This window comes from Streptomyces sp. NPDC003248 (genome assembly GCF_055563235.1).
The window spans coordinates 159994-186913 of sequence record NZ_JBVHDT010000005.1; the positions used below are offsets into that span (position 1 = coordinate 159994).

At 72.9% G+C, this 26920-nt stretch carries 21 protein-coding genes; 11 read left to right on the plus strand and 10 right to left on the minus strand.

All coding sequences use genetic code 11. The features are described 5' to 3' along the window. Positions 1 to 107 precede the first annotated feature (107 nt). The 3 genes from ACZ3KJ_RS14690 to ACZ3KJ_RS14700 all read left to right on the plus strand — a co-directional run bounded on the left by ACZ3KJ_RS14690 (position 108) and on the right by ACZ3KJ_RS14700 (position 3054). Positions 108 to 1436, plus strand: a complete 1329-nt coding sequence (locus tag ACZ3KJ_RS14690; protein WP_389519892.1) for a M20/M25/M40 family metallo-hydrolase — start codon at positions 108 to 110, stop codon at positions 1434 to 1436. A 165-nt stretch (positions 1437 to 1601) separates the two neighbouring features. Next, positions 1602 to 1835: a chaplin ChpH gene (gene chpH / locus ACZ3KJ_RS14695; RefSeq protein ID WP_385066921.1), complete on the plus strand. Its 234-nt coding sequence runs from the start codon at positions 1602 to 1604 to the stop codon at positions 1833 to 1835. 397 nt (positions 1836 to 2232) lie between these two features. Continuing rightward, positions 2233 to 3054: a chaplin gene (locus tag ACZ3KJ_RS14700; protein WP_467527045.1), complete on the plus strand. Its 822-nt coding sequence runs from the start codon at positions 2233 to 2235 to the stop codon at positions 3052 to 3054. 103 nt (positions 3055 to 3157) lie between these two features. On the opposite strand, the gene ACZ3KJ_RS14705 is transcribed toward ACZ3KJ_RS14700, so the two are convergent. Continuing rightward, positions 3158 to 3346, minus strand: coding sequence for a DUF5703 family protein (locus tag ACZ3KJ_RS14705; RefSeq protein WP_385066927.1), 189 nt, complete (start codon positions 3344 to 3346; stop codon positions 3158 to 3160). 47 nt (positions 3347 to 3393) lie between these two features. On the opposite strand from ACZ3KJ_RS14705, the gene ACZ3KJ_RS14710 reads away from it, so the two are divergent. Continuing rightward, positions 3394 to 4272, plus strand: a complete 879-nt coding sequence (locus tag ACZ3KJ_RS14710) for a hypothetical protein (RefSeq protein ID WP_467527047.1) — start codon at positions 3394 to 3396, stop codon at positions 4270 to 4272. 150 nt (positions 4273 to 4422) lie between these two features. Here the strand turns inward: ACZ3KJ_RS14710 and ACZ3KJ_RS14715 are convergent, their stop codons facing one another. Continuing rightward, complete coding sequence (locus ACZ3KJ_RS14715) at positions 4423 to 6954, minus strand: helix-hairpin-helix domain-containing protein (RefSeq protein WP_467527049.1); 2532 nt, start codon at positions 6952 to 6954, stop codon at positions 4423 to 4425. Continuing rightward, a complete protein-coding gene (locus ACZ3KJ_RS14720; protein WP_467527051.1) occupies positions 6951 to 7937 on the minus strand; it encodes an aldo/keto reductase in 987 nt (328 codons plus the stop codon). The genes ACZ3KJ_RS14715 and ACZ3KJ_RS14720 overlap by 4 nt, the downstream gene beginning before the upstream one ends. Positions 7938 to 8139: 202 nt before the next feature. Between ACZ3KJ_RS14720 and ACZ3KJ_RS14725 the strand changes: the two genes are divergently transcribed. After that, a complete protein-coding gene (locus ACZ3KJ_RS14725; protein ID WP_467527053.1) occupies positions 8140 to 9195 on the plus strand; it encodes an LLM class F420-dependent oxidoreductase in 1056 nt (351 codons plus the stop codon). Between the two features lie 344 nt (positions 9196 to 9539). Beyond that, a complete protein-coding gene (locus ACZ3KJ_RS14730) occupies positions 9540 to 10328 on the plus strand; it encodes a ferritin-like domain-containing protein (protein ID WP_467527055.1) in 789 nt (262 codons plus the stop codon). 324 nt (positions 10329 to 10652) lie between these two features. Here the strand turns inward: ACZ3KJ_RS14730 and corA are convergent, their stop codons facing one another. Further along, entirely contained in the window at positions 10653 to 11648 is a 996-nt protein-coding gene (gene corA, locus ACZ3KJ_RS14735) for a magnesium/cobalt transporter CorA (protein ID WP_467527057.1), read from the minus strand. An 83-nt stretch (positions 11649 to 11731) separates the two neighbouring features. On the opposite strand from corA, the gene ACZ3KJ_RS14740 reads away from it, so the two are divergent. The 4 genes from ACZ3KJ_RS14740 to mshC all read left to right on the plus strand — a co-directional run bounded on the left by ACZ3KJ_RS14740 (position 11732) and on the right by mshC (position 15390). Further along, complete coding sequence (locus ACZ3KJ_RS14740) at positions 11732 to 12418, plus strand: histidine phosphatase family protein (RefSeq protein WP_467527059.1); 687 nt, start codon at positions 11732 to 11734, stop codon at positions 12416 to 12418. 87 nt (positions 12419 to 12505) lie between these two features. Continuing rightward, complete coding sequence (locus ACZ3KJ_RS14745) at positions 12506 to 13096, plus strand: DUF3090 domain-containing protein (RefSeq protein ID WP_385066945.1); 591 nt, start codon at positions 12506 to 12508, stop codon at positions 13094 to 13096. Next, entirely contained in the window at positions 13060 to 13893 is an 834-nt protein-coding gene (locus ACZ3KJ_RS14750) for an SCO1664 family protein (RefSeq protein WP_467527061.1), read from the plus strand. Before ACZ3KJ_RS14745 ends, ACZ3KJ_RS14750 begins: the two co-directional genes overlap by 37 nt. 267 nt (positions 13894 to 14160) lie before the next feature. Further along, the gene (gene mshC / locus ACZ3KJ_RS14755) at positions 14161 to 15390 is read left to right on the plus strand and encodes a cysteine--1-D-myo-inosityl 2-amino-2-deoxy-alpha-D-glucopyranoside ligase (protein WP_467527063.1); all 1230 of its coding nucleotides are present in this window, start codon (positions 14161 to 14163) and stop codon (positions 15388 to 15390) included. A gap of 78 nt (positions 15391 to 15468) precedes the next feature. Here the strand turns inward: mshC and ACZ3KJ_RS14760 are convergent, their stop codons facing one another. The 6 genes from ACZ3KJ_RS14760 to ACZ3KJ_RS14785 form a co-directional block, all read right to left on the minus strand. Then, a complete protein-coding gene (locus ACZ3KJ_RS14760) occupies positions 15469 to 16404 on the minus strand; it encodes a PAC2 family protein (RefSeq protein ID WP_467527065.1) in 936 nt (311 codons plus the stop codon). Between the two features lie 142 nt (positions 16405 to 16546). Beyond that, on the minus strand, positions 16547 to 17218 hold the full coding sequence (locus ACZ3KJ_RS14765; RefSeq protein WP_389519870.1) for a FadR/GntR family transcriptional regulator: 672 nt from the start codon (positions 17216 to 17218) through the stop codon (positions 16547 to 16549). A 270-nt stretch (positions 17219 to 17488) separates the two neighbouring features. Next, positions 17489 to 19105: a glycerol-3-phosphate dehydrogenase/oxidase gene (locus ACZ3KJ_RS14770; protein ID WP_467527067.1), complete on the minus strand. Its 1617-nt coding sequence runs from the start codon at positions 19103 to 19105 to the stop codon at positions 17489 to 17491. Between the two features lie 53 nt (positions 19106 to 19158). Further along, the gene (gene glpK, locus ACZ3KJ_RS14775; RefSeq protein WP_467527069.1) at positions 19159 to 20697 is read right to left on the minus strand and encodes a glycerol kinase GlpK; all 1539 of its coding nucleotides are present in this window, start codon (positions 20695 to 20697) and stop codon (positions 19159 to 19161) included. 76 nt (positions 20698 to 20773) lie between these two features. Continuing rightward, positions 20774 to 21568, minus strand: a complete 795-nt coding sequence (locus tag ACZ3KJ_RS14780) for an MIP/aquaporin family protein (protein ID WP_467527070.1) — start codon at positions 21566 to 21568, stop codon at positions 20774 to 20776. 667 nt (positions 21569 to 22235) lie between these two features. Continuing rightward, a complete protein-coding gene (locus tag ACZ3KJ_RS14785) occupies positions 22236 to 23000 on the minus strand; it encodes an IclR family transcriptional regulator (protein ID WP_401690619.1) in 765 nt (254 codons plus the stop codon). Between the two features lie 300 nt (positions 23001 to 23300). On the opposite strand from ACZ3KJ_RS14785, the gene metH reads away from it, so the two are divergent. Then, the gene (gene metH, locus ACZ3KJ_RS14790; RefSeq protein WP_467527072.1) at positions 23301 to 26816 is read left to right on the plus strand and encodes a methionine synthase; all 3516 of its coding nucleotides are present in this window, start codon (positions 23301 to 23303) and stop codon (positions 26814 to 26816) included. The last annotated feature ends 104 nt before the right edge of the window (positions 26817 to 26920 follow it).

The following is a 26920-nucleotide window of genomic DNA, read 5'->3' on the forward strand; positions in this document are numbered from 1 at the left end:
GCGCGGTCGTGAACGGGGTGTGACGGACCGGGTCCGCCCTTGGGCGCGGACGGCGGGCGGGGGGAGGATGAGGGGGACCCACAGCAGCGACAGCGGGAGGAATCAGCGTGAGCGCGACGGACGACACGGCCAGGGGCGTCACCGGCGAGGACGAGGTCGTGGACCTCTGCCGTGAGCTGATCCGGTTCGACACCAGCAACTACGGCGACCACTCGGGACCGGGTGAGCGCAAGGCGGCCGAGTACGTCGCCGAGAAGCTCGCCGAGGTGGGGCTGGAGCCGAGGATCTTCGAGTCGCACCCGGGCCGGGCCTCCACCGTGGCCCGCATCGAGGGCGAGGACCCGTCCCGGCCCGCGCTGCTGATCCACGGCCACCTCGACGTCGTACCGGCCAACGCGGCCGACTGGACCCACGGCCCGTTCTCCGGCGAGGTCGCCGACGGGTGCGTGTGGGGGCGGGGCGCCGTCGACATGAAGGACATGGACGCGATGACCCTGGCGGTCGTCCGCGACCGGCTGCGCACCGGGCGCAGGCCCCCGCGCGACATCGTGCTCGCGTTCCTCGCCGACGAGGAGGCGGGCGGCACGTACGGCGCCCGGTACCTCGTCGACCACCACCCCGAGCTGTTCGAGGGCGTCACCGAGGCGATCAGCGAGGTGGGCGGGTTCTCCTTCACCGTGAGCGAGCAGCGGCGGCTCTACCTGATCCAGACGGCCGAGAAGGGCATGCACTGGATGAAGCTGACCGTCGCCGGCACCGCCGGGCACGGTTCGATGATCCACCGGGACAACGCGATCACCGAGCTGTCGGAGGCGGTCGCGCGGCTGGGCCGCCACACGTTCCCCGTCCGGGTCACCAAGACCACCCGGGCCTTCCTCGACGAACTCGGGGACGCGCTCGGCATCGAACTGGACCCGGAGGACATGGAGTCCACCCTCGCCCGGCTCGGCGGCATCGCCAAGCTGATCGGAGCCACCCTCAGCAACACCGCCAACCCGACCCAGCTCGGCGCCGGCTACAAGGTCAACGTCATCCCGGGCGAGGCCACCGCCCACGTCGACGGGCGCTTCCTGCCGGGGCACGAGGAGGAGTTCCTCGCCGACCTCGACCGGATCCTCGGGCCGAAGGTGCGGCGGGAGGACGTGCACGCCGACAAGGCCGTGGAGACGTCGTTCGACGGGGCGCTGGTGGAGGCGATGCAGTCGGCGCTGCTCGCCGAGGACCCGACCGCCAAGGCCATCCCCTACATGCTCTCCGGCGGGACGGACGCCAAATCCTTCGACGACCTCGGCATCCGCGGCTTCGGCTTCGCCCCGCTCAAGCTGCCGCCGGAGCTGGACTTCGCCGGCATGTTCCACGGCGTCGACGAGCGGGTGCCGGTGGACGGGCTCCAGTTCGGGGTGCGCGTGCTGGACCGTTTCATCGACGCGTCCTGAATTGTCTCATTGTCCCGGCGGAACGAGAATTGGCTAATCGTGCGCCTGTACGGACGTGACTGGGAAGAGTGAATGCGCCGATAAGCGCGTAGCCTCATTAATTCCTCCTCGTTACTGGTGATGCGATCCGCTGATGGGGATCGCTTTTGTCAACTAGGAGGAATAATGATCAAGAAGGTCGTCGCCGTCGCGGCTGCCACCGGTGGGCTGGTCCTCGCGGGCGCGGGCCTGGCCGTCGCCGACTCCGGTGCCCAGGGTGCCGCGGTGCACTCCCCGGGCGTCGCGTCCGGCAACGTGATCCAGGTGCCCGTGCACGTCCCCGTGAACGCCTGCGGCAACACGATCTCCGTGATCGGCCTGCTGAACCCCGCCTTCGGCAACTACTGCGTCAACAAGTGACGCCGACCCGCTGAGGGGTCGTCGTCCACACCGTCGGGGGCCGGGCGCGCCCCCCCCCCGCCCGGGCCCCCCCGGGTTTTTTGCGCCCCCCCCCCCGGCCGGGGTCCGGAAAGACCAAAAAGTTGGCAGAAACCCCGGCGCTAGCGGGGTGGGGCGTGCTCAACCCCGCTGTGGCAAACTCCTGCTAAAACAGGGCCCCCCCCCGGGGGGGGGGGGGGCCCCCCCCCCGGGGGGCCGGGCCCCCCCCCCCCCGCCCCCCGCCCCCGACCGGTCTTTTTCGCGCCCCTCCGCGCGGACGTCGAAGGAAAAGCCGAAGAAGTTCGAAGAACCCGAGGCGATCGCGTCCCTGGAATGATGCGAGCAATTCGGGACGAGATCGAAAGCAGGGACTCAGCAAATGCGACAGGTCACCCGCAAGAGCCTGATGACCGTGGCGGCGGCGACGGGGGTGATCGCCGCCGCCGGCGGCTACGCCCACGCCGACTCCGGCGCACACGGGGCCGCCTCCCACTCGCCCGGCGTCGCGTCCGGCAACACGGTCCAGGCGCCGGTGGACGTGCCGGTGAACGTCTGCGGCAACACCGTCGACGTCGTCGGCATCCTCAACCCGGCCATCGGCAACTCCTGCGCCAACCGGAGCGCCGACCACGGCGGCGGAGGCCGGCACACGGGCGGCGGCGAGCACGGCGGGGGCAAGCACGGCGGCCACGGCGGCGACCAGGGCGGCTCCGGAGCGCACAGCGGCTCGGGCGGCGCACACGCGGGCGGCCACACCGCCCACTCGCCCGGTGTCGCCTCCGGCAACCACGTCGAGGCGCCGATCCACGTGCCGGTGAACGTCTGCGGCAACAGCGTCGACGTCGTCGGCGCCCTCAACCCGACGACGGGCAACCACTGCGCCGACGACAGCGCCCCCACCGGCCACGACTACGGCACGCCTCCCGGCGACCGGACCCCCGGCGACCCCGGCACCCAGAAGCCCGGCAAGCCGGCCGACTCCGCTCCGGCCGGATCCGAGGGCGCGCCGTCCACCCCGGAACGGGTCACCCCGGCCGGCCACGCGTCCGCGCGGCAGCCCGCCCACGCCGCGCAGCCCGCCCACTCGGCGCAGCTCGCGCAGACCGGCAGTGAGCTGCCCCTGGGCCTCGCCCTGCCGGCCGGCGCGGGCACCCTGCTCGCGGGCGCGGTGCTCTACCGCAAGGCGCGCGCCTCGGCGTAACCGGCCACGCGCCCGGGTGCAACCGGCCACGCGCCTTCGGCGCCCTCAACGGCGGAGCGGGCCCCGCCGCCACGGGACCCGCTCCGTCTCTGTCGTGTTCAGCTCACCACGTGGCACGCGCCTGGCGGATGATCCGGCGGCGCAGGCGCACCCTACGGCTGCCGTCGCGCAGCAGGCTCAGGCGGTGCAGCTCCCAGTGTCCGTACTCGGCATGGTCCGTCAGCAGACGTGTCGCCTCCTTGCGGGAGACCCCGCGCGGTACGTACACGTCGACAAATTCGTATTCCGGCATCGCATCTATTGTGCGGGCTGGGGCCCGGTACGGATAGCGTCTGCTCTATGTCTGATGCTGCGCAGCCCACCGCTGCCGAGGTACGCGCCGCCGCCGAGGCGGTCAAGACCGCGCTCGACCGCCACCTGGCCGCGGTCGAACGCAGGACGGGGGAGGACGACCCGGCCGTCTACGAGGCGTTCAACCAACTGGCCGCGGCGGCGGAGGCGTACGACGAACTGCTCTACGACCGCTACGACGAGGTCACCCCCTTCGAGATCCCCGCGGCGGACGACTCGCTGCCGCCGTACGCGGGTCCGGAGGAACCGAACGCGCTGAGCGTGCTGATCCGCCGCGACTACGCCGTGGCGGACCAGCAGCGGCTGCTGGGGCAGGCCCAGCGGGTCGAGGCAGCGGAGTACACCGGCGGCGCCGACGCGGACAGCCGGGCCTCCGGCACCGTCCACGGGGCGCTGGGCCTGCTGTTCGGGGAGTTCGAACCCGACGAGATCGCCTCCCGGCACAAGGAGTTCGGCCTGGAGGAGGGCGACTCCACGCTGTGGGTGGTGGCCGCGGAGGAACCGGCCGAGCCGGGCGAATGGCTGGAGGCGCCCTTCGAGCAGCTCGACCCGCAGCGGGTGGTCTGCCGCTTCGACGTGAGCTCGGTGTTCGACGACGACCTCGACGACCTCGACGCGGCCGACGGCGTCGAGGACACCGGCGACATCGACGACGTCGAAGACGTGGACGACGTGGACGACGTGGAGGACATCGACGATGTCGAGGACGCGGTGGACGACATCGACGTCGATGTCGACGACGACGATCTCGACACCGATCTGGACGAGGACGGCGAGGACGGCGAGGACGGCGAGGACGGGAATCCGGGGTCGCTGGACGCGGATCGTGCGGGCCGGGTCGGCCGCGCGGGCCGCGTGGACCGGTAGCCGCGTGGACCGGTAGCCGCGCGGAGCGGTAGCCGCGCGGACCGGTGGTCCGGGCTGATCGGTCCAGGGCTGCCGTGACCGACGGCCGGCGGCGGTGGGGAGGGGTTCGACCCGCCACCGCCACCGGCGCCGTTCGCCGTGTCCCGCCCGTCAGCCGGCCGCCGGCACCTGGGTGCGCAGCAGGGCGGACAGCCGGGTGGTCCGGGGCTTCGCCGGCACCTCGGCGACCGCTCGCGGCAGGGCCTGCTCGACCCCGTGGACGACGGACAGGTGGCGCTCCGCCCGCCCGAAGGCCGTGTAGACCCAGGGACGGGAGAGGGTCCGTGCGGCGTCCCCGGGCAGCACCACGACCGCCGCCGGCCATCGGGCGCCCACCGCCTGATGGGCCGTCAGCGCCCAGCCGTGCCGCACGGACTGCTCCACCCTCTCGCGCGGGACGACCACGGGAGCGCCCGCCAGGGAGAGGTGCAGCCCGTTCGCGTCGGCCTTCACCACCTGGCCCACGACCGTGCGGCCCGGCGCGGGGGAGTAGGCGATCCGGTCCCCGGGGTCGAACCCGCCGAAGCGGCCGGGGCCCGGGTTGCAGCGCTCCTTGAGGGCGGCGTTGAGGGCGCGCGTCCCGGCCGCCCCACCGTGGCCCGGGGTGATCACCACCGTCTGCTCGGGGGCGGTCCCGAAGGCCCGCGGCACCGAGTCCACGACGAGCTGCACGGTCCGGTGCACGGCCTCGCCCGCGTCCCGCACCGGGACGATCACGATCTCCTTGCCGGGCGCGTCCACCTGGTTCAGCTCGCCGACACCGATCCCGGAGACCAGTTCGCCGAGCGGACCCGGGTCGGGCGTGCGCGAGGCCACCTGCGGACACGCGCGCGCGGCGAGCAGGTCGGCGAAGACCCGGCCGGGCCCGGCCGACCACAGCACGGCCGGATCCCCGCTGAGCACCAGCCGGGCGGTGTCCGGCAGCGACTCCACCGCCATCGCGGCGGTCTCCACGTCCAGTTGCGGGGCGTCCAGCAGGATCAGCAGGTCCACCGCGAGCGCGCCGTCGGTGTCCCGGCCGGGTCCCTCCGCGCCGGAGAGCAGGCCCGACAGGGTGACCACGGCGTCGTCCCCCTCGTCCACGAGGGAGGCGAGCCGGCGCCGTCCGTCCGGTGCGTGGCAGGCGGCCACGGCGCGCAGACCGAGGGCCCGGGCGGCGGTGAGCAGGGCCGCGGTCTCCGCGCGGGCGGCCTCCCCGCCGGTGTGCAGCACCAGCCCGTGGGCGGCGACCGCGCGGATCAGTTCGGCGGCGCTGCCGCGGGCCGCGGCAGCGGCCGGCTCCCAGTCGGCGGAAGCCTCCTTGGGCGGGGAGTTGACCACCCGTGCGAGGCCGTCGGCGAGGCTCTCCTCGGCGAGCGCGTACCGCTCCAGGCCGACCAGGACCCGGACCGGGCGTGCCTCCTCCTCGCCCTCCTCGGCCTGCTCCCCCGGTGCCTCCCCGGCGCGGTTCACCCCGCCCGAGGCGGCGCCGGGCTCCTCCAGGGCGTCCTGGAAGGCGAGGGCCTCGCCCTCCGCGAGGGTGCTCTGCACCGCCGCGTCCGCGTCCGGCACCCCCTGCCGGTCGAGCGCGGCCGTCAGGGCGGGCAGTTCCAGGGCGGTGTGTCCGGCCAGGGCGGCCTGCTCCAGCAGCCACACGGTCACCGCGCGGCCCCGCCGCTCGTCGTCCGGGGCGCAGTCGGCGCCCAGCAGCGCCCGCGCGAAACCGTCGGCCTGCTCGGGCCGCACCCCGGGGACGCGCAGCAACTGCCAGGGATCCTCGCCCAGCGTCTGCTCGGCGCCCTCGCCGAGGGCGGCGGCGACCTGCGGCGCCAGCGCCTCGGGGGCGCCGCCGCCGGCCAGGACGCGCCGGACGGCCTCGACGGTCTCCGGGGCGGGTGCCGAGCCCGCGGCGGCGGGTTCCGCGACCACCGGCTGCGGTCGCCGCTCGGGCTCCGGGGCCGGGCGGCGCGGGGCGGGAGCGGGCTCGTCGAACACGGTGGCGGCGGGCTTCGCGCCGCTCTCCACGGCCCGGACGGCCGCGAGCAGGTCGGCGGCCCTTCCGCTGAGCTTGGCGCCGCTGTCGATCGGCGCCTTCTCGGCCTTGCGCCGCTCGATCCGCTCCCGCTCCAGCCTCTGCGCGGCCAGCTCGGCCTCGGCCTCGGAGCGCGCCGCCGCGCCGGCGCCGTCGCCGGTCCCGGAATCCGCCCCAGGGCCGCTGCCGTCGCCGGTCCCGGACCCGGTCGTACCGTCGCCGTCCGCGCTTCCGGAGTCCGGCGTACCGCCGCCGTCTCCGGTCCCGGAGCCCGCCGTAGGCCTGCCGCCGTCTGCGTCCTCGGCGCCGGCCGTTCCGCTGCCGCCGTCTCCGCCCTCGGCGCCGGGCGTACCGTCACCGTCCTCCGCCTCGGAGCCGCCCCCGGCGCCCGCGCCCGGCCCGTCCCCGCCCTCCCCGCCGTCGGCGACGCCGGGGAACTCGCGCCCGGTCCGCTCCGCGGTCTGCGGGGATGCGGTGCCGTCGGCCGCTGCGCCGTCGGTGGGCGTGCCGTCGGCAGGTGTGGCGTCGGCGTGCGTGGCGTCGGCGTGTGTGCCGCCGGCGGGTGTGGCGTCGTCCGGGGTCCCCGGCCCGGTGTTCTCCGTCGTCTCGGGGGGCTCCGGCTCCGTGCTCACAGCGTGCTCCAGTCGTGATCGGGATAGCGGTGCACGGGCGCCGACACGTCGTCGAGCGCCCGGCAGATCTCGTCAGGAAGACTAAGCGCCTCCACTGACAAAGCGGCCGTGAGCTGCTGCGCGGTGCGCGCTCCGACGATCGGGGCGGTCACGCCGGGCCGGTCGCGGATCCAGGCCAGGGCGACCTGGAGCGGGGTCACCGCGAGCCCGTCCGCCGCGGTGGTCACCGCGTCCACGATGCGGCCCGCGGTGTCGTCCAGGTACGGCTCGACGAAGAGCGCGAAGTGGTCGGAGGCGCCGCGCGAGTCCGGGGGCAGCGCGCCGCCCCGGTACTTGCCGGTGAGGACGCCCCGGCCCAGCGGCGAGGAGGGCAGCAGACCGATGCCCAGGTCCAGCGCGGCCGGCAGCACCTCGCGCTCCACACCCCGCTGGAGCAGCGAGTACTCCATCTGCGTACTGGCCAGCCGGGTGCGGGCGCCCGGTGCGGCGAGCTGCCAGGTGGCGGCCTTGGCGAGCTGCCAGCCGCAGAAGTTGGAGACGCCGGCGTAGCGGGCGCGGCCGCTGGCGACCGCTATGTCGAGGGCCTGGAGGGTCTCCTCCAGCGGGGTGGAGGAGTCGAAGGCGTGCACGTGCCACACGTCGACGTGGTCGGTGCCCAGCCGGGCGAGGGAGGCGTCCAGGGCGGCGAGGAGATGGCCGCGCGAGCCGTCGAAGCGGCGTTCGGGGTCGGGCACACTGCCCGCCTTCGTGGAGATGATCAGGTCACGGCGCGGAACCAGGCCCTCCATGAGCCGCCCCAGCAGATACTCGGCCTCTCCGTCGCCGTACACGTCGGCCGTGTCGACGAGGGTCCCGCCCGCCTCCCAGAACGTCTTCAAGAGGTCCGCGGCGTCGTGCTCGTCGGTGTCGCGCCCCCAGGTCAGGGTGCCGAGCCCGACGCGGGACACACGCAGGCCGGTGCGGCCGAGATGCCTCTGCTCCATGAACGCCGAGATTACTGGCCAGAACTGGGCCGTGGGTTGCCTGTGGACAACCGAATTCGGGGCGGTCCCGGTCCGGGTTCGGGCAGGCCGGGGACCCGTCCGGTCCGGCACCGACCGCGCCGCACCGCCCTCCCGCCGACGGCGCCCCCCGCGCTACTGTCTGCCCGACAGCGTCGTTACTGATCAGTAAGGGGAATCGGCCATGCAGCTCGGGATCAACCTCGGCTACTGGGGTGCCGGAATGGACGCGGACAACCTGGCCGTGGCCCAGGAGGCCGACCGGCTCGGATACGCCGTGTGCTGGGCCGCCGAGGCCTACGGCTCCGACGCGGCCACCGTGCTCAGCTGGGTCGCCGCCCAGACCGAGCGCATCGACGTCGGCTCCGCCATCTTCCAGATCCCGGCCCGGCAGCCCGCGATGACCGCGATGACCGCCGCCACCCTCGACTCCCTCTCCGGCGGCCGCTTCCGCCTCGGCCTCGGCGTCTCCGGCCCGCAGGTCTCCGAGGGCTGGTACGGCGTGAAGTTCGACAAGCCGCTGTCCCGCACCCGCGAGTACGTCGAGATCGTCCGCAAGGCGATGACCCGGGAGCGCCTGTCGTACGAGGGCGAGCACTGGACGCTGCCGCTGCCGGGCGGCCCGGGCAAGCCGATCAAGCTGACCGTGCACCCGCAGCGCGAGCACATCCCGCTGTACATCGCGGCCATCGGACCGAAGAACCTGGAGCAGACCGGCGAGATCGCCGACGGCGCCCTGCTGATCTTCCCGTCCGCCGACCACCTCGAGGACACGGCGGTCAAGCACCTGCGGGCCGGGCGCGAGAAGGCCGGGAAGACGCTGGAGGGCTTCGACGTCTGCCCGACCCTGCCCCTCGCCGTCGGCTCCGACGGCGACGTCGAGCGGCTCGCCGACACCTTCCGCCCCTACACCGCGCTGTACGTCGGCGGCATGGGCAGCCGCAAGCAGAACTTCTACAACCAGCTCGCCCGGCGCATGGGCTACGAGCAGGCCGCCACCGAGATCCAGGACCTGTACCTGGCCGGTGACAAGGAGGCCGCCGCGGCCGCCGTGCCGCACGAGCTGATCGACCGGACGACGCTGCTGGGCTCGGTCGAGCGGATCGCCGACCGGATGAAGGCCTACGCGGCGGCCGGTGTCACCACCCTCACCCTCGCTCCCGCGGGCTTCACCCTCGACGAGCGCCTGGCCTCCCTGCGGGCCGGCGCCGAGGCGCTGGAGCGCGCCGGCCTGGCGTAGGGGGGACGCAGCGCGCCGACCGGCTCAGGGAGGGGAGGCCGTCGCCCGGTGAGCAGGTCACGGAGGGGGTTCAGCGGCCGTGGTGGGGGCTCGGGGGTCTTCCCCGCCACGGCCGTCACGGGGAACAACGCGCCGCGGCCCGCGCGGTCACGCCCCCGGGGGGACCGCGCCGGTCCGCCGTTCGGCGCAGCCGTCCGACACCCCTGTTGCACCCCGCCCCGCGCCGCATTTGACTCGTTCTTCGCGGAACCCTGCGGAACCCTGCGGAACCCCGCGGAAGCCTGCGCGATTCTGCGGACCCTGCGGACCTGCGGATCCCCCGGGATGCGGAGAGGTGCCCCACGATGCTTTCGGCCAAGAGTCTGTTCCAGGAGATCCTCGACCACGACGAGTCGTTCCGGCTGTTCTGCTCCATCGCCGCCGGCGGGGAGGCCCAGGGCGGCTGGGAGAACGCCCGGATCGCGGCGCTCGTCCCGCAGAGCGAACGCGCGCTCGCCCCCAAGATCGCCCGGCACGGCGCCGACGAGGACAAACACGGCCGGATCTTCGCCGCCCTGCTGAAGAAGCGCGGCCTCGACCCCGTCCCCGTCCCGCCCGAGACCGACTACACCATGCTCCTGGAGCGCAGGGGCATCGGTCTCGCCCACGACCGGCTCAAGGCCGACCGGCCGCTGACCGTCCAGGACATCGTCACCTACCTCGCCCACAGCAGGGTCACCGAGCAGCGCGCCTCCGAGCAGATGGCGCTGCTGCGCAGACACTTCGCCGACCACCCCGACATCGGCCGCGCGGTGCGGATGATCGCCGACGACGAGGACAACCACCTCGCCTACTGCCACGAGGAACTCCTGCGCTTCGCGCGTGCCGGACACGGCCGGGGCATCCAGCGGACGCTGCGCGAGAGCGCCCTCGCCGAGATCCGCGTCCACCGCGACGTCAGCCTCGCCGTCATGGCCCGCATGGGCCGCATCCTCGGCTGGTCCCGGCCCCGGGCGGCCCTCCTCGCGGCCGGCATCCACGCCGTGCACGCCTGGGAGCGGTTCGCCGGCTGGCGGCGCATGGTGTCCCTGACGATGCCCGACCGCCGCGACGCCCTCGGCGGACCGGAGACCACCGCTCCCGAGTTCGCCTGAGCCGGAACAGCCGGCCAGCCGGAACAGCCGGCCAGCCGGAACAGCCGCCAGCCGGAACAGCCGCCAGCCGGAACAGCCGCCAGCCGGAACAGCCGGCCAGCCGGAACAGCCGGCCAGCCGGAACAGCCGGCCAGCCGGAACAGCCGGCCAGTCGGCCAGTCGGCCAGTCGGCCGGTCAGCCAGCCGGCGAGCCGGCGAGTCGGCCGGCCACAACTGGCCGGACCACCCGCGACCCGCCGGATCACCCGCAAGACCCGCCGGATCACCCGCAACCCGCCGGACCACCCGCAACCGGCCGAGACCGCCCCCGCGCGCGGGATCCCGCTACATCCACCCCCTGTGCTTGAACAGCCGGTACAGCAGCACCTCCAAGACCGCCATGACCGCGATCACCGCCGGATACGACCACACCCAGCGCAGTTCCGGCATGTGCTCGAAGTTCATGCCGTAGATCCCCGCGATCATGGTCGGGACCGCGGCCATGGCCGCCCACGCCGAGATCTTCCGCATGTCGTCGTTCTGCCGGACGCTCATCTGCGCCAGGTGCGCCGACAGGATGTCCGACACCAGCCGGTCCAGCCCCTCCACGGACTCGTTCACGCGCGCGAGGTGGTCGCCGACGTCCCGGAAGAACGGCCGCGCCTTGTCGTTCACGAACGGCAGCGCCGCACCGACCGACCCCGTGTCCGCGAGCCGGGTCACCGGCGGTGCCAGCGGGCCGGTCGACCGGCGGAACTCCAGGACCTGCCGCTTGAAGCCGTAGATCCGGGACGCGGTGTGCCGCGAGCCGCCGCCGTCCGGGGAGAACACCTCGGCCTCCAGCTCCTCCAGATCGGTCTGGAGCTCGGTCGCCACGTCCAGATAGTGGTCGACGGTCGCGTCGGCGATCGCGTACAGGACGGAGGTGGGGCCCTTCGCGAGCAGCTCGGGCTCCTTCTCCAGCCGCTGCCGCACGACCGCCAGCGGAGAACCCTCGCCGTGCCGGACGGTCACCACGAAGGAGTCGCCGAGGAAGACCATGACCTCACCGGAGGAGACGGTGTCGCTCCGCGGCTCGTACACCACCGGCTTCAGCACCAGGAACAGCGAGTCGTCGTAGACCTCCAGCTTGGGCCGCTGGTGGGCCTTCAGGGCGTCCTCCACGGCCAGCGGGTGCAGTGCGAACTCGCGCGTGACGTGGTCGAACTCCTTCTCGGTGGGCTCGTGCAGCCCGATCCAGACGAAGCCGCCCCCGGCACGCGCGTCGTCGAGCGCGTCGGAGAAGTCCTGCGGACCCTCGGTGCGGTGCCCGTCCCGGTAGATGGCGCAGTCGACGATCACGGAGTGCGTTCCCCTTTCGGCCGTTCACCTGTGCACCAGGACGTATCACCGGTGCCCCCGGTCCTACGCCTACCCTGGGCGGCATGCCCACGCTGATCCTCGTCCGGCACGGACGGTCCACCGCCAACACCTCCGCAGTGCTCGCCGGCCGGACACCCGGCGTCGCCCTCGACGAGCGGGGCGCCGCCCAGGCCGCCGCGCTGCCCGGCCGACTGGCGGAGCTGCCGATCGCCGAGGTCGTCACGAGCCCCCTGCAACGCTGCCGGGAGACGCTGCGGCCCCTGCTGGACGCCCGCCCCGGACTGCCCGTGCACACCGACGAACGCATCGGCGAGTGCGACTACGGCGACTGGTCGGGACGCAAGCTCGCCGAGCTGAACGACGAGCCGCTGATGGAGGTCGTCCAGACGCACCCCTCCGCGGCCGCCTTCCCCGGCGGCGAGTCCATGCGGGCCATGCAGACCCGCGCCGCCGAGGCGGTGCGCGAGTGGAACGCGCGCGTGGAGCGCGACCACGGCGCCGACGCCGTCTACCTCATGTGCTCGCACGGCGACATCATCAAGTCGCTCGTGGCGGACGCGCTCGGGCTGCATCTCGACCTCTTCCAGCGGATCTCCGTCGAACCGTGTTCCATCACCGCGATCCGTTACACCCGTCTGCGCCCCTTTCTGGTGCGCCTCGGCGACACCGGCGACTTCGCCTCGCTCGTCCCGCGCCAGGAGCCCCCGGCCCAGGAGGCGACGGTCGGGGGCGGTGCGGGCGCACCGTGATCGTCGCCCGCAGTAGGGTGAAGCGGTCCGCATACGCACGTTCACGCATGGACGTTCACGTACCCACGATTCCCAGGGAGACAGGACGTGTCCCGTCAGGTGTTCCTCTACGACCCCCCGGACCGCTTCGTGGCCGGTACGGTCGGACTGCCCGGGCGCCGTACCTTCTTCCTCCAGGCCACCGCCGGCTCCCGAGTGACCAGTGTGGCCCTGGAGAAGACCCAGGTCGCCGCGCTCGCCGAGCGCATGGACGAACTGCTGGACGAAGTCGTACGCCGTAGCGGCGGGAGCGCCGCCGTGCCCGCGATGGCGCCCGCCGAGATCACCGACACCGGCCCCCTCGACACACCGATCGAGGAGGAGTTCCGGGTCGGCACCATGGCCCTCGCCTGGGACGGCGAGGAACAGCGCATGATCGTCGAGGCGCAGGCCCTCGTGGAGCTCGACGCCGACTCCGAGGAGGACCTGGCCGAGGCCGAGGAGCGGTTGCTCCAGGACGAGGAGAACGGGCCCCCGATGCTGCGGGTCCGGCTCACCGGCGCCCAGGCGAGAGCCTTCGCCAAGAGAGCCCTCGACGTCGTCAACGCCGGCCGGCCGCCGTGCCCGCTGTGCAGCCTGCCGCTCGACCCGGAAGGACACGTATGTCCGCGCCAGAACGGATACCGCCGCGGGGCGTGACGACCGCCGACCCCGCGGACGCGGAACTGCTCGCCCACGGCGGGCTGACCGTGCGCGGACGCATCCGTGACGCCTCCAACGCCGCCCTGTACTGCACGGTCGCCCACGACGGCCGGGAGGCCGCCTGCGTCTACAAGCCGGTCGCCGGGGAGCGGCCCCTGTGGGACTTCCCCGACGGCACGCTCGCCCAGCGCGAGGTCGCCGCGTACGCCGTGTCCGAGGCGACCGGCTGGGGGCTCGTACCGCCCACCGTGCTGCGCGACGGGCCCTACGGCGAGGGCATGTGCCAGCTGTGGATCGAGGCGTCCCCGGAGGACGGGCTGCTCGCCCTGGTCGACGAGGAGGAGCCGGGGCCCGGCTGGAAGGCGATCGGGTTCGCCGAGGTCGGCGAGGACCGGACCGCGCTGCTGGTGCACGCCGACGACGAGCGGCTGCGGCGCCTGGCCGTCCTGGACGCGGTCCTCAACAACGCCGACCGCAAGGGCGGCCATCTGCTCACCACCGCCGACGGGCGGCTGTACGGCATCGACCACGGCGTCACCTTCCACGCCGACGACAAGCTGCGCACCCTCCTGTGGGGCTGGGCGGGGGAGCCCCTCACCGAGGAGGCCGTCGGGGTGCTCAGGGGCCTCGCCGGCGCCCTGGAGCCGGGCGGCACCCTGGCGGCCGGCCTGTCCGCACTCCTCACCCCCGCCGAGGTCGACGCCACGCGCGCGCGGACCGCCGCGCTGCTGGCGTCCGGCCGGCACCCCGAGCCCGGCGGCGAGTGGCCGGCGATCCCCTGGCCACCCGTCTGACACGGTCCCGCGGCCCCGGAGGTGTTCCGGGACACGTGCCCCGCGGCCCCGGTGGTGAGCCGTGACACATGCCGGCGGCGGCCACAGGGGTGAGCCGTGACACATGCCCCAGGACCGCCCAGCACATCACCCGCGCACGCGCAAGAGCGTGTTCCCGGGCGTCCCGGGACCCCCAGCACATCGCCCGCGCAGACGCAAGAGCGCCTTCTCGGCCGTCCGGACCGCTCCGGTTCGTACCCGGAACTTCCGGCCGGTTACGCTCATGACATGCATGCCTGGCCCGCTTCCGAGGTCCCCGCCCTGCCTGGTCAGGGCCGCGACCTGAGGATCCACGACACCGCGACCGGCGGACCGGTCACCCTCGACCCCGGTCCCGTCGCCCGTATCTACGTCTGCGGCATCACGCCGTACGACGCGACCCACATGGGGCACGCGGCGACCTACAACGCGTTCGACCTCGTCCAGCGCGTGTGGCTGGACACCAAGCGGCAGGTGCACTACGTCCAGAACGTCACCGACGTCGACGACCCGCTCCTCGAGCGGGCCCAGCGGGATGGCGTCGACTGGGTCGCCCTCGCCGAGCGGGAGACGGCCCTCTTCCGCGAGGACATGACCGCCCTGCGCATGCTCCCGCCGCGGCACTACATAGGCGCCGTCGAGGCCATACCCGGCATCGTGCCGCTCGTGGAGCGCCTGCGCGACGCCGGTGCCGCCTACGAACTCGAAGGCGACGTCTACTTCTCCGTGGAGTCCGACCCGAACTTCGGCACGGTCTCCCGCCTGGACGCCGCCGCGATGCGGCTGCTCTCCGCCGAGCGGGGCGGCGACCCCGACCGGCCCGGCAAGAAGAACCCGCTCGACCCGATGCTCTGGACGGCGGCCCGCGAGGGCGAGCCCAGCTGGGACGGCGGCTCGCTCGGCCGCGGGCGCCCCGGCTGGCACATCGAGTGCGTCGCCATCGCCCTGGACCACCTCGGCATGGGCTTCGACGTCCAGGGCGGCGGCTCCGACCTCGCCTTCCCGCACCACGAGATGGGCGCCTCCCACGCCCAGGTCCTCACCGGCGAGTTCCCCATGGCCAAGGCGTACGTCCACGCCGGCATGGTCGCCCTGGACGGCGAGAAGATGTCCAAGTCCAAGGGCAACCTCGTCTTCGTCTCCGCGCTGCGGCGCGAGGGCGTCGATCCCGCGGCGATCCGGCTCACCCTCCTCGCCCACCACTACCGCAGCGACTGGGAGTGGACCGACCAGGTGCTCCAGGACGCCGTGGACCGGCTCGGACGCTGGCGCGCGGCCGTCTCCCGGCCCGACGGCCCGCCCGCCGACGCCCTGGTCGAGGAGATCCGCGAAGCCCTCTCCGACGACCTCGACGCCCCGGCCGCGCTGGCCGCCGTCGACCGTTGGGCCGCGCTCCAGCAGGAGCGGGGCGGCACGGACACCGCGGCCCCCGGCGTGGTCTCCCGCGCGGTGGACGCCCTGCTGGGCGTGGCGCTCTAGCTGCAGCGGACGCAAGGAAAAGGGGCGGTGCGCCTGGTGGCGCACCGCCCCTCTCCCTTCCTGTCGTTCGCCGGTCCTCTAGTCCTCCGACGATTCGTCGTCGTCGGAGAGGTCACCGCTCGGCTTGGGCGGCTTCGGCGGCCGGGTCCGCTCGCCCGGGGCGGGCGGACCCCCGCCGTCCCGGCGCCGCAGATACCGCTCGAACTCCCGGGCGATCGCCTCACCCGACGCCTCCGGCAGCTCCGCGGTGTCCCGGGCCTCCTCCAGCGTCTGGACGTACTCGGCGACCTCGCTGTCCTCGGCGGCCAGCTGGTCCACGCCCACCTGCCACGCGCGCGCGTCCTCGGGCAGTTCGCCCAGCGGGATGCGCACGTCGATCAGGTCCTCCAGACGGTTGAGGAGCGCCAGCGTCGCCTTGGGGTTGGGCGGCTGCGAGACGTAGTGCGGTACGGCCGCCCAGAGGCTGACCGCGGGCACCCCCGCGTGCGTGCACGCCTCCTGGAGGACACCGACGATGCCCGTGGGGCCCTCGTACTTGGTCTCCTCCAGGTCCATCCGGCGCGCCAGGTCCGCGTCGGACGTGGTCCCGCTGATCGGCACCGGACGCGTGTGCGGGGTGTCGCCGAGCAGGGCGCCCAGGATGACCACCAGCTCCACGCCCAGTTCGTGGGCGAAGCCGAGCAGCTCGTTGCAGAACGAGCGCCAGCGCATGGACGGTTCGATGCCCCGCACCAGCACCAGGTCGCGCGGTTTCTCGCCGCCGACCCGCACCACCGACAACCTTGTCGTCGGCCATGTGATCTTGCGGACGCCGGCCTCCATGAACACCGTGGGACGGTTCACCTGGAAGTCGTAGTAGTCCTCGGCGTCCAGCGCCGCGAAGACCTCGCCCTTCCACTCCCTCTCGAGATGCGCGACCGCGGTGGAAGCGGCGTCGCCGGCATCGTTCCAGCCCTCGAACGCGGCCACCATGACCGGGTCGATCAGCTCGGGAACCCCCTCGAGCTCGATCACCCAGTGCCTCCTTCCGACGTGCCCTCGCCTGACCACCCAACCTTACGGCGTCCCGCGGGGGCGCCCGCAGCCCCCTTGCACGGGGGAGTGAACGGATCACTGCCCCGTTCCCCACCCCTGAACACCCGCCCGCCGAAGCAGCTCACAGGCTCGACCTCAGCCACTGCTCCACGCTCGCGATGTGCACCGTCGCCCACGACCGCGCCGCCTCCGCGTCCCGGTCGCGCAGCGCCGCGAGGATCGCCCGGTGCTCGTGCAGGGTGCGGGCGACCGCGTCCTCCTGCGTCAGCCCGCGCCAGATCCGGGCCCGGGTGGTGGGCCCCGACAGACCGTCGAGCAGGGAACACAGCACCGAGTTGCCCGCGCCCTGCACGATGCCCCGGTGGAACTCCAGGTCGCAGGCGACGAGTTCCTCCACCGACGGCCGGGCGCCGAGCCGGTCCAACTGTGCGCCCAGGGCGTCGAGTTCCTCCTCGCCGATGCGCAGCGCCGCCATCGCCGTCGCGGCCGGCTCCAGGATGCGGCGCACGGCCAGGAACTCCAGGACCGTGTCGTCGCGGTGGAAGTCGACGACGAAGCTCAGCGCCTCCAGCAGCAGTTGCGGGTCGAGGCTGGTCACGTACGTGCCGTCGCCCTGCCGTACGTCCAGGATCCGGATCAGCGACAGCGCCCGGACCGCCTCCCGCAGGGAGTTGCGGGACAGGCCCAGTTCGGCGGCGAGCTCGCTCTCCCTGGGCAGCCGGTCCCCGGGACGCAGCGCACCGGTGACGATCATGCCTTTGATCTTCTCGATCGCCTCGTCGGTGACTGCCATGACCGGCCTCCCTGTCGTTCATCGCCCAGACATCGGATGTCTAGGCGTCATTATGGGGGCTGAGCAGGCGAGTGCCGCCGGTGCTGCGATCACCGGCGGCGGGGGAGCGGGGAGCCGTCCGGCTCCAGTGGTGCCGGGCCCGGTGTGGCGACCGGTCCCGGGTGCCGGCCCGGCGGGCGGAGGCCGGTTTCTCGGTGCCGGCTGCGGTGGGCGGAGGCCGGTTTCTCGGTGCCGGCCCCGGTCGGGAGGGCGGGCCGGCACCGAAGCCCTCTACTTCTTGTCGAGCAGGTCCTGGATCCCGGCGCGGACCTCGTCCGTGGCCAGGCCGCGGATCGTCAGCGTCGTCCGGCGGCGCAGCACGTCGTCCGCGGTCTCGGCCCACTCGTGGTCCCGCGCGTACACGACCTGCGCCCAGATCTCCGGGGCGTCGGGGTGGACGCGCTCGCCCAGCTCCGGGTGCTCGTTGGCCAGGCGGGCGATGTCGAAGGCGAGCGAGCCGTAGTGCGTGGCCAGGTGCCGGGCGGTGTCGGCGGCCATGCGCGGTCCGGGCGCGGGGCGGTCCACCAGCAGGCGGTGCGCGACCGCGCGCGGGTTGGCGACACCCGGCAGCGGCAGCTTCCTCGGCAGGGACGAGATCGGTTCGAAGTCGTCACCGAGCGGGTGGCCCGGCAGCGCCTCCAGCTTCTGCATGACCGTCCGGCCGATGTGCCGGAACGTCGTCCACTTGCCGCCCGCGACCGACAGCATCCCGCCCCTGCCCTCGGTCACCACGGTCTCCCGCTTGGCCTTCGCCGTGTCGCCGGGGCCGCCCGGCAGCACCCGCAGGCCCGCGAAGGCGTACGTGATCAGGTCACGGTCGAGCTGCTGGTCGCGGACGGAGAACGCGGCCTCGTCCAGGATCTGCGCCACGTCCTTGTCGGTGACCGCGACGTCCGCCGGGTCGCCCTCGAACGCCTCGTCCGTGGTGCCCAGCAGCAGCATGTCCTCCCAGGGCAGGGCGAACGTGATGCGGTACTTGTCGATCGGGGTCGCGAGCGCGGCCTTCCACGGCGACGTCCGCTTCAGGACCAGGTGCGCACCCTTCGACAGGCGGATCGACGGGGCCGCGTTCGGGTCCTCCATCCGGCGCAGGTGGTCGACCCACGGCCCGGTCGCGTTGAGCACGAGACGGGCGTTCACCCCGAACTCGTCACCGGACAGACGGTCCTTCAGGTCCGCGCCCGTCACCCGGCCCCTGGTGAAGCGCAGGCCGGTGACCTCGGCGTGGTTGAGCACGACCGCGCCCGCCTCGACGGCCGCGCGGACCGTCATCAACGCCATGCGGGCGTCGTTCATCTGGTCGTCGCCGTAGACGGCCACGGCCTTGAGGTTCTCGGTGCGCAGCTCCGGCACGTCCTGCTGCGCCTTGGCGGGGGAGAGCAGGTGCCCCACGCCGTCGCCGAACGCCGACAGCGCGGAGTAGGCGAAGACGCCCGCCCCGAGCTTCGCCGCGCCGTGCGGCCCGCCCTTGTACACGGGGAGGTAGAACGTGAGCGGGTTCGCCAGGTGGGGGGCCACCTGGCGGGAGACCGCACGGCGCTCGAAGTGGTTCTCCGCCACCAGCTTCACCGCTCCGGTCTGGAGGTAGCGCAGACCGCCGTGGAGCAGCTTGGAGGAGGCGGAGGAGGTGGCGCCGGCGAAGTCGCCGGCGTCGACCAGCGCCACCCTGAGGCCGGACTGCGCGGCGTGCCAGGCGGTGGAGATGCCCAGGATGCCGCCGCCGATCACGAGGAGGTCGTACGACGCCTTGGCGAGCTGCTCCCGGGTCTCGGCTCGGCTCGGGTTCGAGCCGGAGGCCGGGTGCGTCCCCAGGGCAGGCACGGACTTCAGGGTGGACTGACTGGTCATATCGGGTTCTTACTCCTCATCAGAGCGTACGACTGAGCCGTCGCGGGCTGTCGTCAGCTCTCGTCCTCGAGCCAGCCCATGGTCCGCTCGACGGCCTTGAGCCAGCTCTTGTACTCACGGTCGCGGGTCTCCGCGTCCATGCGGGGGGTCCACTCGGCGGCCCGGCGCCAGTTGGCGCGCAGGTCGTCGGTGCTGGTCCAGAAGCCGACGGCGAGACCGGCGGCGTAGGCGGCGCCGAGACAGGTGGTCTCGGCGACCATCGGGCGCACCACGGGCGCGTCCAGGAAGTCCGAGAGGGTCTGCATCAGCAGGTTGTTGGAGGTCATGCCGCCGTCGACCTTGAGGGCCGCGAGCTCGACGCCGGAGTCCTTCGTCATGGCGTCGGTGATCTCCCGGGTCTGCCAGGCGGTGGCCTCCAGGACGGCGCGCGCGAGGTGCGCCTTGGTGACGTACCGGGTGAGGCCGGCGATCACACCACGGGCGTCGGAGCGCCAGTAGGGGGCGAACAGGCCGGAGAAGGCCGGCACGAAGTAGGCACCGCCGTTGTCCTCGACGGAGAGCGCGAGCGTCTCGATCTCGGCGGCGGTGGAGATCAGGCCCATCTGGTCGCGCATCCACTGCACCAGCGAACCGGTGACCGCGATGGAGCCCTCGAGGGCGTAGACGGGCTTCTCCTCGCCGATGCGGTAGCCGACGGTGGTGAGCAGGCCGTTGTAGGAGTTGACCGGCTTGCCGCCGGTGTTCATCAGCAGGAAGGTGCCGGTGCCGTACGTCGACTTGGCCTCGCCCTCGGCGAAGCAGGTCTGGCCGAACAGGGCGGCCTGCTGGTCGCCGAGCGCGGACGCGACGGGGACGCCGCCCAGGAGGTCACCGAGCCTGCCGCCCGTCACCTCGCCGTACACCTCGGCGGAGGAGCGGATCTCCGGCAGCATCGCCAGGGGCACGCCGATGGACTCGGCGATCTTGGCGTCCCACTCCATGGTGTGCAGGTTCATCAGCAGGGTGCGGGAGGCGTTGGTGACGTCGGTGACGTGCCGGCCGCCGTCGACGCCGCCGGTCAGGTTCCAGATGACCCAGCTGTCCATGGTGCCGAAGAGGATGTCGCCGGCCTCGGCGCGCTCGCGCAGGCCCTCGACGTTGTCCAGCAGCCAGCGGGCCTTGGGGCCGGCGAAGTAGGAGGCCAGGGGCAGGCCGGTCTCGCGGCGGAAGCGGTCCTGGCCGACGTTGCGGCCGAGTTCCTTGCACAGGGCGTCGGTGCGGGTGTCCTGCCAGACGATGGCGTGGTGGATGGGCTCACCGGTGTGGCGGTCCCACAGCAGGGTGGTCTCGCGCTGGTTGGTGATGCCGATGGCCTTGATGTCGTCGCGGGTGATGCCCGCCTTGGCGATGGCCCCGGCGACGACCTCCTGGACGTTGGTCCAGATCTCGGTGGCGTCGTGCTCCACCCAGCCCGGCTTGGGGAAGATCTGCTCGTGCTCCTTCTGGTCGACGGAGACGATCCGGCCGTCGCGGTCGAAGACGATGCAGCGGGAGGAGGTGGTGCCCTGGTCGATGGCGGCGATGAACGGGCCGGCGGTGTGGGCGTCGGTCACAGTGTGCTCCTGAAGGTTCCGTGGTGGGGGTCGGCGCGTATGGCGTGTGCCGCCGTGCGGCGGCGGCCGGATGTCCCTAAGCGAACGCGAGGTTGTAGATTCCCGCGGCGATCGCCCCGCCGGCCAGCGGGCCGACGACCGGGATCCAGGCGTAGCTCCAGTCGGAGCCGCCCTTGTTCGGCAGGGGGAGCAGGGCGTGCACGATGCGCGGGCCGAGGTCACGGGCCGGGTTGATCGCGTAGCCGGTCGGGCCGCCCAGGGACAGACCGATGGACACCACCACGAGCGCGGTGATCAGGGCACCGAGGGGGCCGAGCCCGTTGCCGTCGTCGTTGAGGCCCTGGGTGAGGACGGCGAGCACCAGCACCACGGTGCCGATGATCTCCGTGGCGAGGTTCTGGACCGCGTTGCGGATCTCGGGGCCGGTGGAGAAGACGCCGAGCACCGGGCCCGCGCCCTTCTCCTGTGCCTCGACGGCCTTGGCCGCCGTGGCCTGCGCGCCCGGACCGCCGACGATCTCCCGGTCGGTGAGGTGCGCGTGGAACTGGCCGTGGTAGGCGACCCACACCAGGGCCGCGCCGATCATGGCGCCGAGCAGCTGACCGGCCCAGTAGACCGGGACGTCGCTCCAGTCGCCGTCCTTGATCGCGATGCCGAGGGTGACCGCGGGGTTCAGGTGGGCGCCGGAGAGCGGTGCGGAGGTGTAGACCGCGGTGAGGACGGCGAAACCCCACCCGAAGGCGATGGCGAGCCAGCCGGCGTTGCGGGCCTTGGAGGCCTTCAGGGTCACGGCGGCGCAGACGCCACCGCCGAGCAGGATGAGTATGGCGGTACCGATGGTCTCGCCTATGAAGATGTCGGAGCTGGACACCCGCGACTCCTTTGTCCTTCGTCCAGGGAAGCCGAACCCCGGGTCCCTCCGGGGTTTCCGGTGCCCTCGAGATGAGAGCGATGCCGGCCCTTGGCGTTGTCACACTCTAGCGCGTATTGCCGGTAGCTGTTCGACAATGCCGACCGATGGACGGGAGTCTTGTCCTGGGGTGACGGGTGAGTCAAGAGTTCTGTTATCCAAAACGGGATCGTTATTGATCGGAATCGGCTATCGATCGGGGGCCGGTGCACGGTCGCTTCGCACGCGCTGCCGCACCCGAACCGAAGTCCACGCCCAGGCCCGCTGCCGCACCCGAGCCCGACTCCCGCCTCGGCCCGCTGCCGTGCGTGAGCCGGCGCCCGCTGTGCCCGCGTCCGGACCCGCTGCCGTGCCCGGGCTGGCGTCCGGACCCGCTGCCGTGCGTGAGCCGGCGCCCGCGTCGGGACCCGGACCCGCTGCCGTGCCCGGGCTGGTGCCCGCGCCCGGGCCCGCCGCAGCGCCCGGGTCCACGCCGTCGCCTCGGCCGCCCGCCGCCGTCCCCGCCCCCGTACCCCGCCCCGCCTCACGCCCCGGGCACGGCGAAAGCCGGGACGACCTCCGTCGTCCCGGTCCGCTCACCTGCGTGTACCGGCGGCCGCCGATCCGCCCCGCGGCGGCGGCCCGCCGCTCAGAACCGTGCCGCGCCCAGATCCCGCGACACCGCGCGGGCGCAGTCGCGCACCGCCGCGACCAGCTCGGGCCGCAGCTCGCCCTCCCGGCACACCCGCTCCACCGCGCCGGTGATGCCCACCGCGCCCACCGGCATCCGCCGCCGGTCGTGGATCGGCGCGGCGATGGAGGCGACCCCCTCCCAGGTCTCCTCCACGTCCGCCGCGTAGCCCCGCGCGCGCGTGATGTCGAGGAGCTGCTCGAAGTCCTCCAGCTCGCACACCGTGCGCTCGGTGAACGGCTTGCGGTCGGCCTCCAGCGCCTCGCTGTGCGCGACCGGGTCGTAGGCGGACAGCACCTTGCCCAGGGCCGTGGAGTGCAGCGGCTGCATGGCCCCGATCTCCAGGACCTGCCGGCTGTCGTCGGGCCGGAAGACGTGGTGCACGATCAGCACGCCCTGCTGGTGCAGCACCCCCAGATGGACGCTCTCGCCGCTGGAGCGGGCCAGGTCGTCCGTCCACACCAGCGCGCGCGCCCGCAGCTCGTGCACGTCGAGGTAGGTGGTGCCCAGGCGCAGCAGCTCCGCGCCCAGCTGGTAGCGCCCCGAGGCCTCGTCCTGCTCGACGAACCCCTCCTGCTGGAGGGTGCGCAGGATGCCGTGGGCGGTGCCCTTGGCCAGGCCCAGGGCGGAGGCGATGTCCGACAGACCCAGCCGTCGCTCGCCGCCCCCGAGCAGCCGCAGCATCGCGGCCGCCCGTTCGAGCGACTGGATGTTCCGTGCCATCGCCGTCCTGCCTCCGTCCCCATCGCCTGTCCACGAGCGGCATGCGCCACCGTCGTTCGGCAATGTCGAACACTACCGGTCCTTGCCGACCTCCCGCCAACGGTCGGTCGATACGTCTTCACGCCACGCGCGTCCCACGGCGGCCCGGACCGCCGTCCTGGTCCGTCCCGTGGACGCCCCGAACCATAAGCCCACGGTCCCGGATACCCTGGCGGCGTGCGCCGTCCTCGGGAAGCGTTGTCGCGCGCATTTCCGAGGTGACGCAAAGCCGACAGCCGTCGCATCCAAGGGAGCCCCTCCATGGCCTCAGTGCCGCCGACCCTTTCCGCCGACAGCCGGACCCGCGTGTCCGCGCTCCGCGAGGCCCTCGCCACCCGCGTGGTGGTGGCCGACGGAGCCATGGGCACCATGCTCCAGGCCCAGGAGCCCACCCTCGAGGACTTCGAGAACCTGGAGGGCTGCAACGAGATCCTCAACGTCACCCGGCCGGACATCGTCCGCTCCGTCCACGAGGCCTACTACGACGCCGGCGTGGACTGCGTCGAGACCAACACCTTCGGCGCCAACTTCGCGGCCATGGCCGAGTACGACATCCCCGAGCGGGTGTACGAGCTGTCCGAGGCCGGCGCCCGCATCGCCCGCGAGACCGCCGACGCCTTCGCCGGCCGCGACGGCCGCACCCGCTGGGTGCTGGGCTCGATCGGCCCCGGCACCAAGCTGCCCACCCTCGGCCACGTCGCCTACCGCACCCTGCGCGACGCCTACCAGCAGAACGCCGAGGGACTCATCGCCGGCGGCGCCGACGCGCTCATCGTCGAGACCACCCAGGACCTGCTCCAGACCAAGGCCGCCGTGCTCGGCGCCCACCGCGCCCGCGAGAGCGCCGGCCTGGACGTGCCGCTGATCGTCTCCGTCACCGTCGAGACCACCGGCACCATGCTGCTCGGCTCCGAGATCGGCGCCGCCCTGACGGCCCTGGAGCCGCTCGGCATCGACATGATCGGCATGAACTGCGCCACCGGCCCCGCCGAGATGAGCGAGCACCTGCGCTACCTGGCCCGCAACGCCCGCATCCCGCTCGCCTGCATGCCCAACGCGGGCCTGCCGGTCCTCGGCAAGGACGGCGCCAGCTACCCGCTGACCGCCCCGGAGCTGGCCGACGCCCAGGAGAACTTCGTCCGCGACTACGGCCTGTCCCTGGTCGGCGGCTGCTGCGGCACCACCCCCGAGCACCTGCGCCAGGTCGTCGAGCGCGTCCGCGGTCTCAGCCCCGTCCAGCGCAGCCCCCGCCCCGAACCGGGCGCCGCCTCCCTCTACCAGACCGTCCCCTTCCGCCAGGACACCTCCTACCTGGCCATCGGCGAGCGCACCAACGCCAACGGCTCCAAGAAGTTCCGCGAGGCCATGCTGGAGGCCCGCTGGGACGACTGCGTGGAGATGGCCCGCGAGCAGATCCGCGAGGGCGCGCACATGCTCGACCTCTGCGTCGACTACGTCGGCCGCGACGGCGTCACCGACATGGAGGAACTCGCCGGCCGCCTCGCCACCGCCTCCACCCTGCCGATCGTGCTGGACTCCACCGAGGTCGACGTCATCGAGGCGGGCCTGGAGAAGCTCGGCGGCCGCGCCGTCATCAACTCCGTCAACTACGAGGACGGCGACGGGCCCGAGTCGCGGTTCGCCCGGGTCACCCGGCTGGCCCGGGAGCACGGCGCCGCGCTGATCGCCCTCACCATCGACGAGGAGGGCCAGGCCCGCACCCCCGAGAAGAAGGTCGAGATCGCCGAACGGCTCATCGACGACCTCACCGGGAACTGGGGCATCCGCGAGGAGGACATCCTCATCGACACCCTGACCTTCACCATCTGCACCGGTCAGGAGGAGTCCCGCAAGGACGGCATCGCCACCATCGAGGCGATCCGCGAGCTCAAGCGCCGCCACCCCGACGTGCAGACCACCCTCGGCCTGTCGAACATCTCCTTCGGCCTCAACCCGGCCGCCCGCATCCTGCTCAACTCCGTCTTCCTCGACGAATGCGTCAAGGCGGGCCTGGACTCGGCGATCGTCCACGCGTCGAAGATCCTGCCCATCGCCCGCTTCAGCGAGGAGGAGGTCCAGACCGCCCTGGACCTGATCCACGACCGCCGCGCCGAGGGCTACGACCCCCTCCAGAAGCTCATGCAGCTCTTCGAGGGCGCCACCGCCAAGTCCCTGAAGGCCGGCAAGGCCGAGGAACTCGCCGCCCTGCCGCTGGAGGAGCGCCTCAAGCGCCGCATCATCGACGGCGAGCGCAACGGCCTGGAGGCCGACCTCGACGAGGCCCTGCTGAGCCGCCCGGCCCTCGACATCGTCAACGAGACCCTCCTGGACGGCATGAAGGTCGTCGGCGACCTGTTCGGCTCCGGCCAGATGCAGCTGCCGTTCGTCCTCCAGTCCGCCGAGGTCATGAAGGCCGCCGTCGCCCACCTCGAACCGCACATGGAGAAGTCCGACACCGAGGGCAAGGGCACCATCGTCCTGGCCACCGTCCGCGGCGACGTCCACGACATCGGCAAGAACCTCGTCGACATCATCCTGTCCAACAACGGCTACAACGTCGTCAACCTCGGCATCAAGCAGCCGGTCGCCGCGATCCTCGAAGCCGCCGAGGAACACCGCGCCGACGTCATCGGCATGTCCGGGCTCCTGGTCAAGTCCACGGTGATCATGAAGGAGAACCTGGAGGAGCTCAACCAGCGCGGCCTGGCCACCGACTACCCGGTCATCCTCGGCGGCGCCGCCCTGACCCGCGCCTACGTCGAACAGGACCTCCACGAGGTCTACGAGGGCGAGGTCCGCTACGCCCGCGACGCCTTCGAGGGACTGCGCCTGATGGACGCCCTCATCGGCGTCAAGCGCGGCGTGCCCGGCGCCAAGCTGCCGGAACTGAAGCAGCGCCGGGTCCGCCCGGCCGCCGCGACCGAGGTGGAGGAGCGCCCCGAGGAGGGCCACGTCCGCTCCGACGTCGCCACCGACAACCCGGTCCCCGAGCCCCCGTTCTGGGGCACCCGCGTCATCAAGGGCATCCAGCTCAAGGAGTACGCCTCCTGGCTGGACGAGGGCGCCCTCTTCAAGGGCCAGTGGGGCCTGAAGCAGGCCCGCACCGGCGACGGACCGACGTACGAGGAACTCGCGGAGACCGAGGGCCGGCCGCGCCTGCGCGGCCTGCTGGACCGGCTCCAGACCGACAACCTCCTCGAGGCCGCCGTCGTCTACGGCTACTTCCCCTGCGTGTCCAAGGACGACGACCTGATCCTCCTGGACGAGCACGGCAACGAGCGCACCCGCTTCACCTTCCCCCGCCAGCGCCGCGGCCGCCGCCTGTGCCTCGCCGACTTCTTCCGCCCGCAGGAGTCCGGCGAGACCGACGTCGTCGGCCTCCAGGTCGTCACCGTCGGCTCCCGCATCGGCGAGGAGACCGCCAAGCTCTTCGAGGCGAACTCCTACCGCGACTACCTCGAACTGCACGGACTGTCCGTGCAGCTGGCCGAGGCCCTCGCCGAGTACTGGCACGCGCGCGTGCGCTCCGAACTGGGCTTCGCCGGCGAGGACCCGGCCGACATCCAGGACATGTTCGCCCTGAAGTACCGAGGCGCCCGCTTCTCCCTCGGCTACGGCGCCTGCCCCGACCTGGAGGACCGCTCCAAGATCGCCGAACTGCTGCGGCCCGAGCGGATCGGGGTCCGGCTGTCGGAGGAGTTCCAGCTCCACCCCGAGCAGTCCACCGACGCCATCGTCATCCACCACCCCGAGGCGAAGTACTTCAACGCACGGTGACCCCCGCCGGGCCCCACCCACGGTGACCCCCGCCGGGCCCCACCCACGGTGACCTCCGCGGGGCCCCACCCACGGTGACCCCCGCGGCTCCCCACCCACGGTGA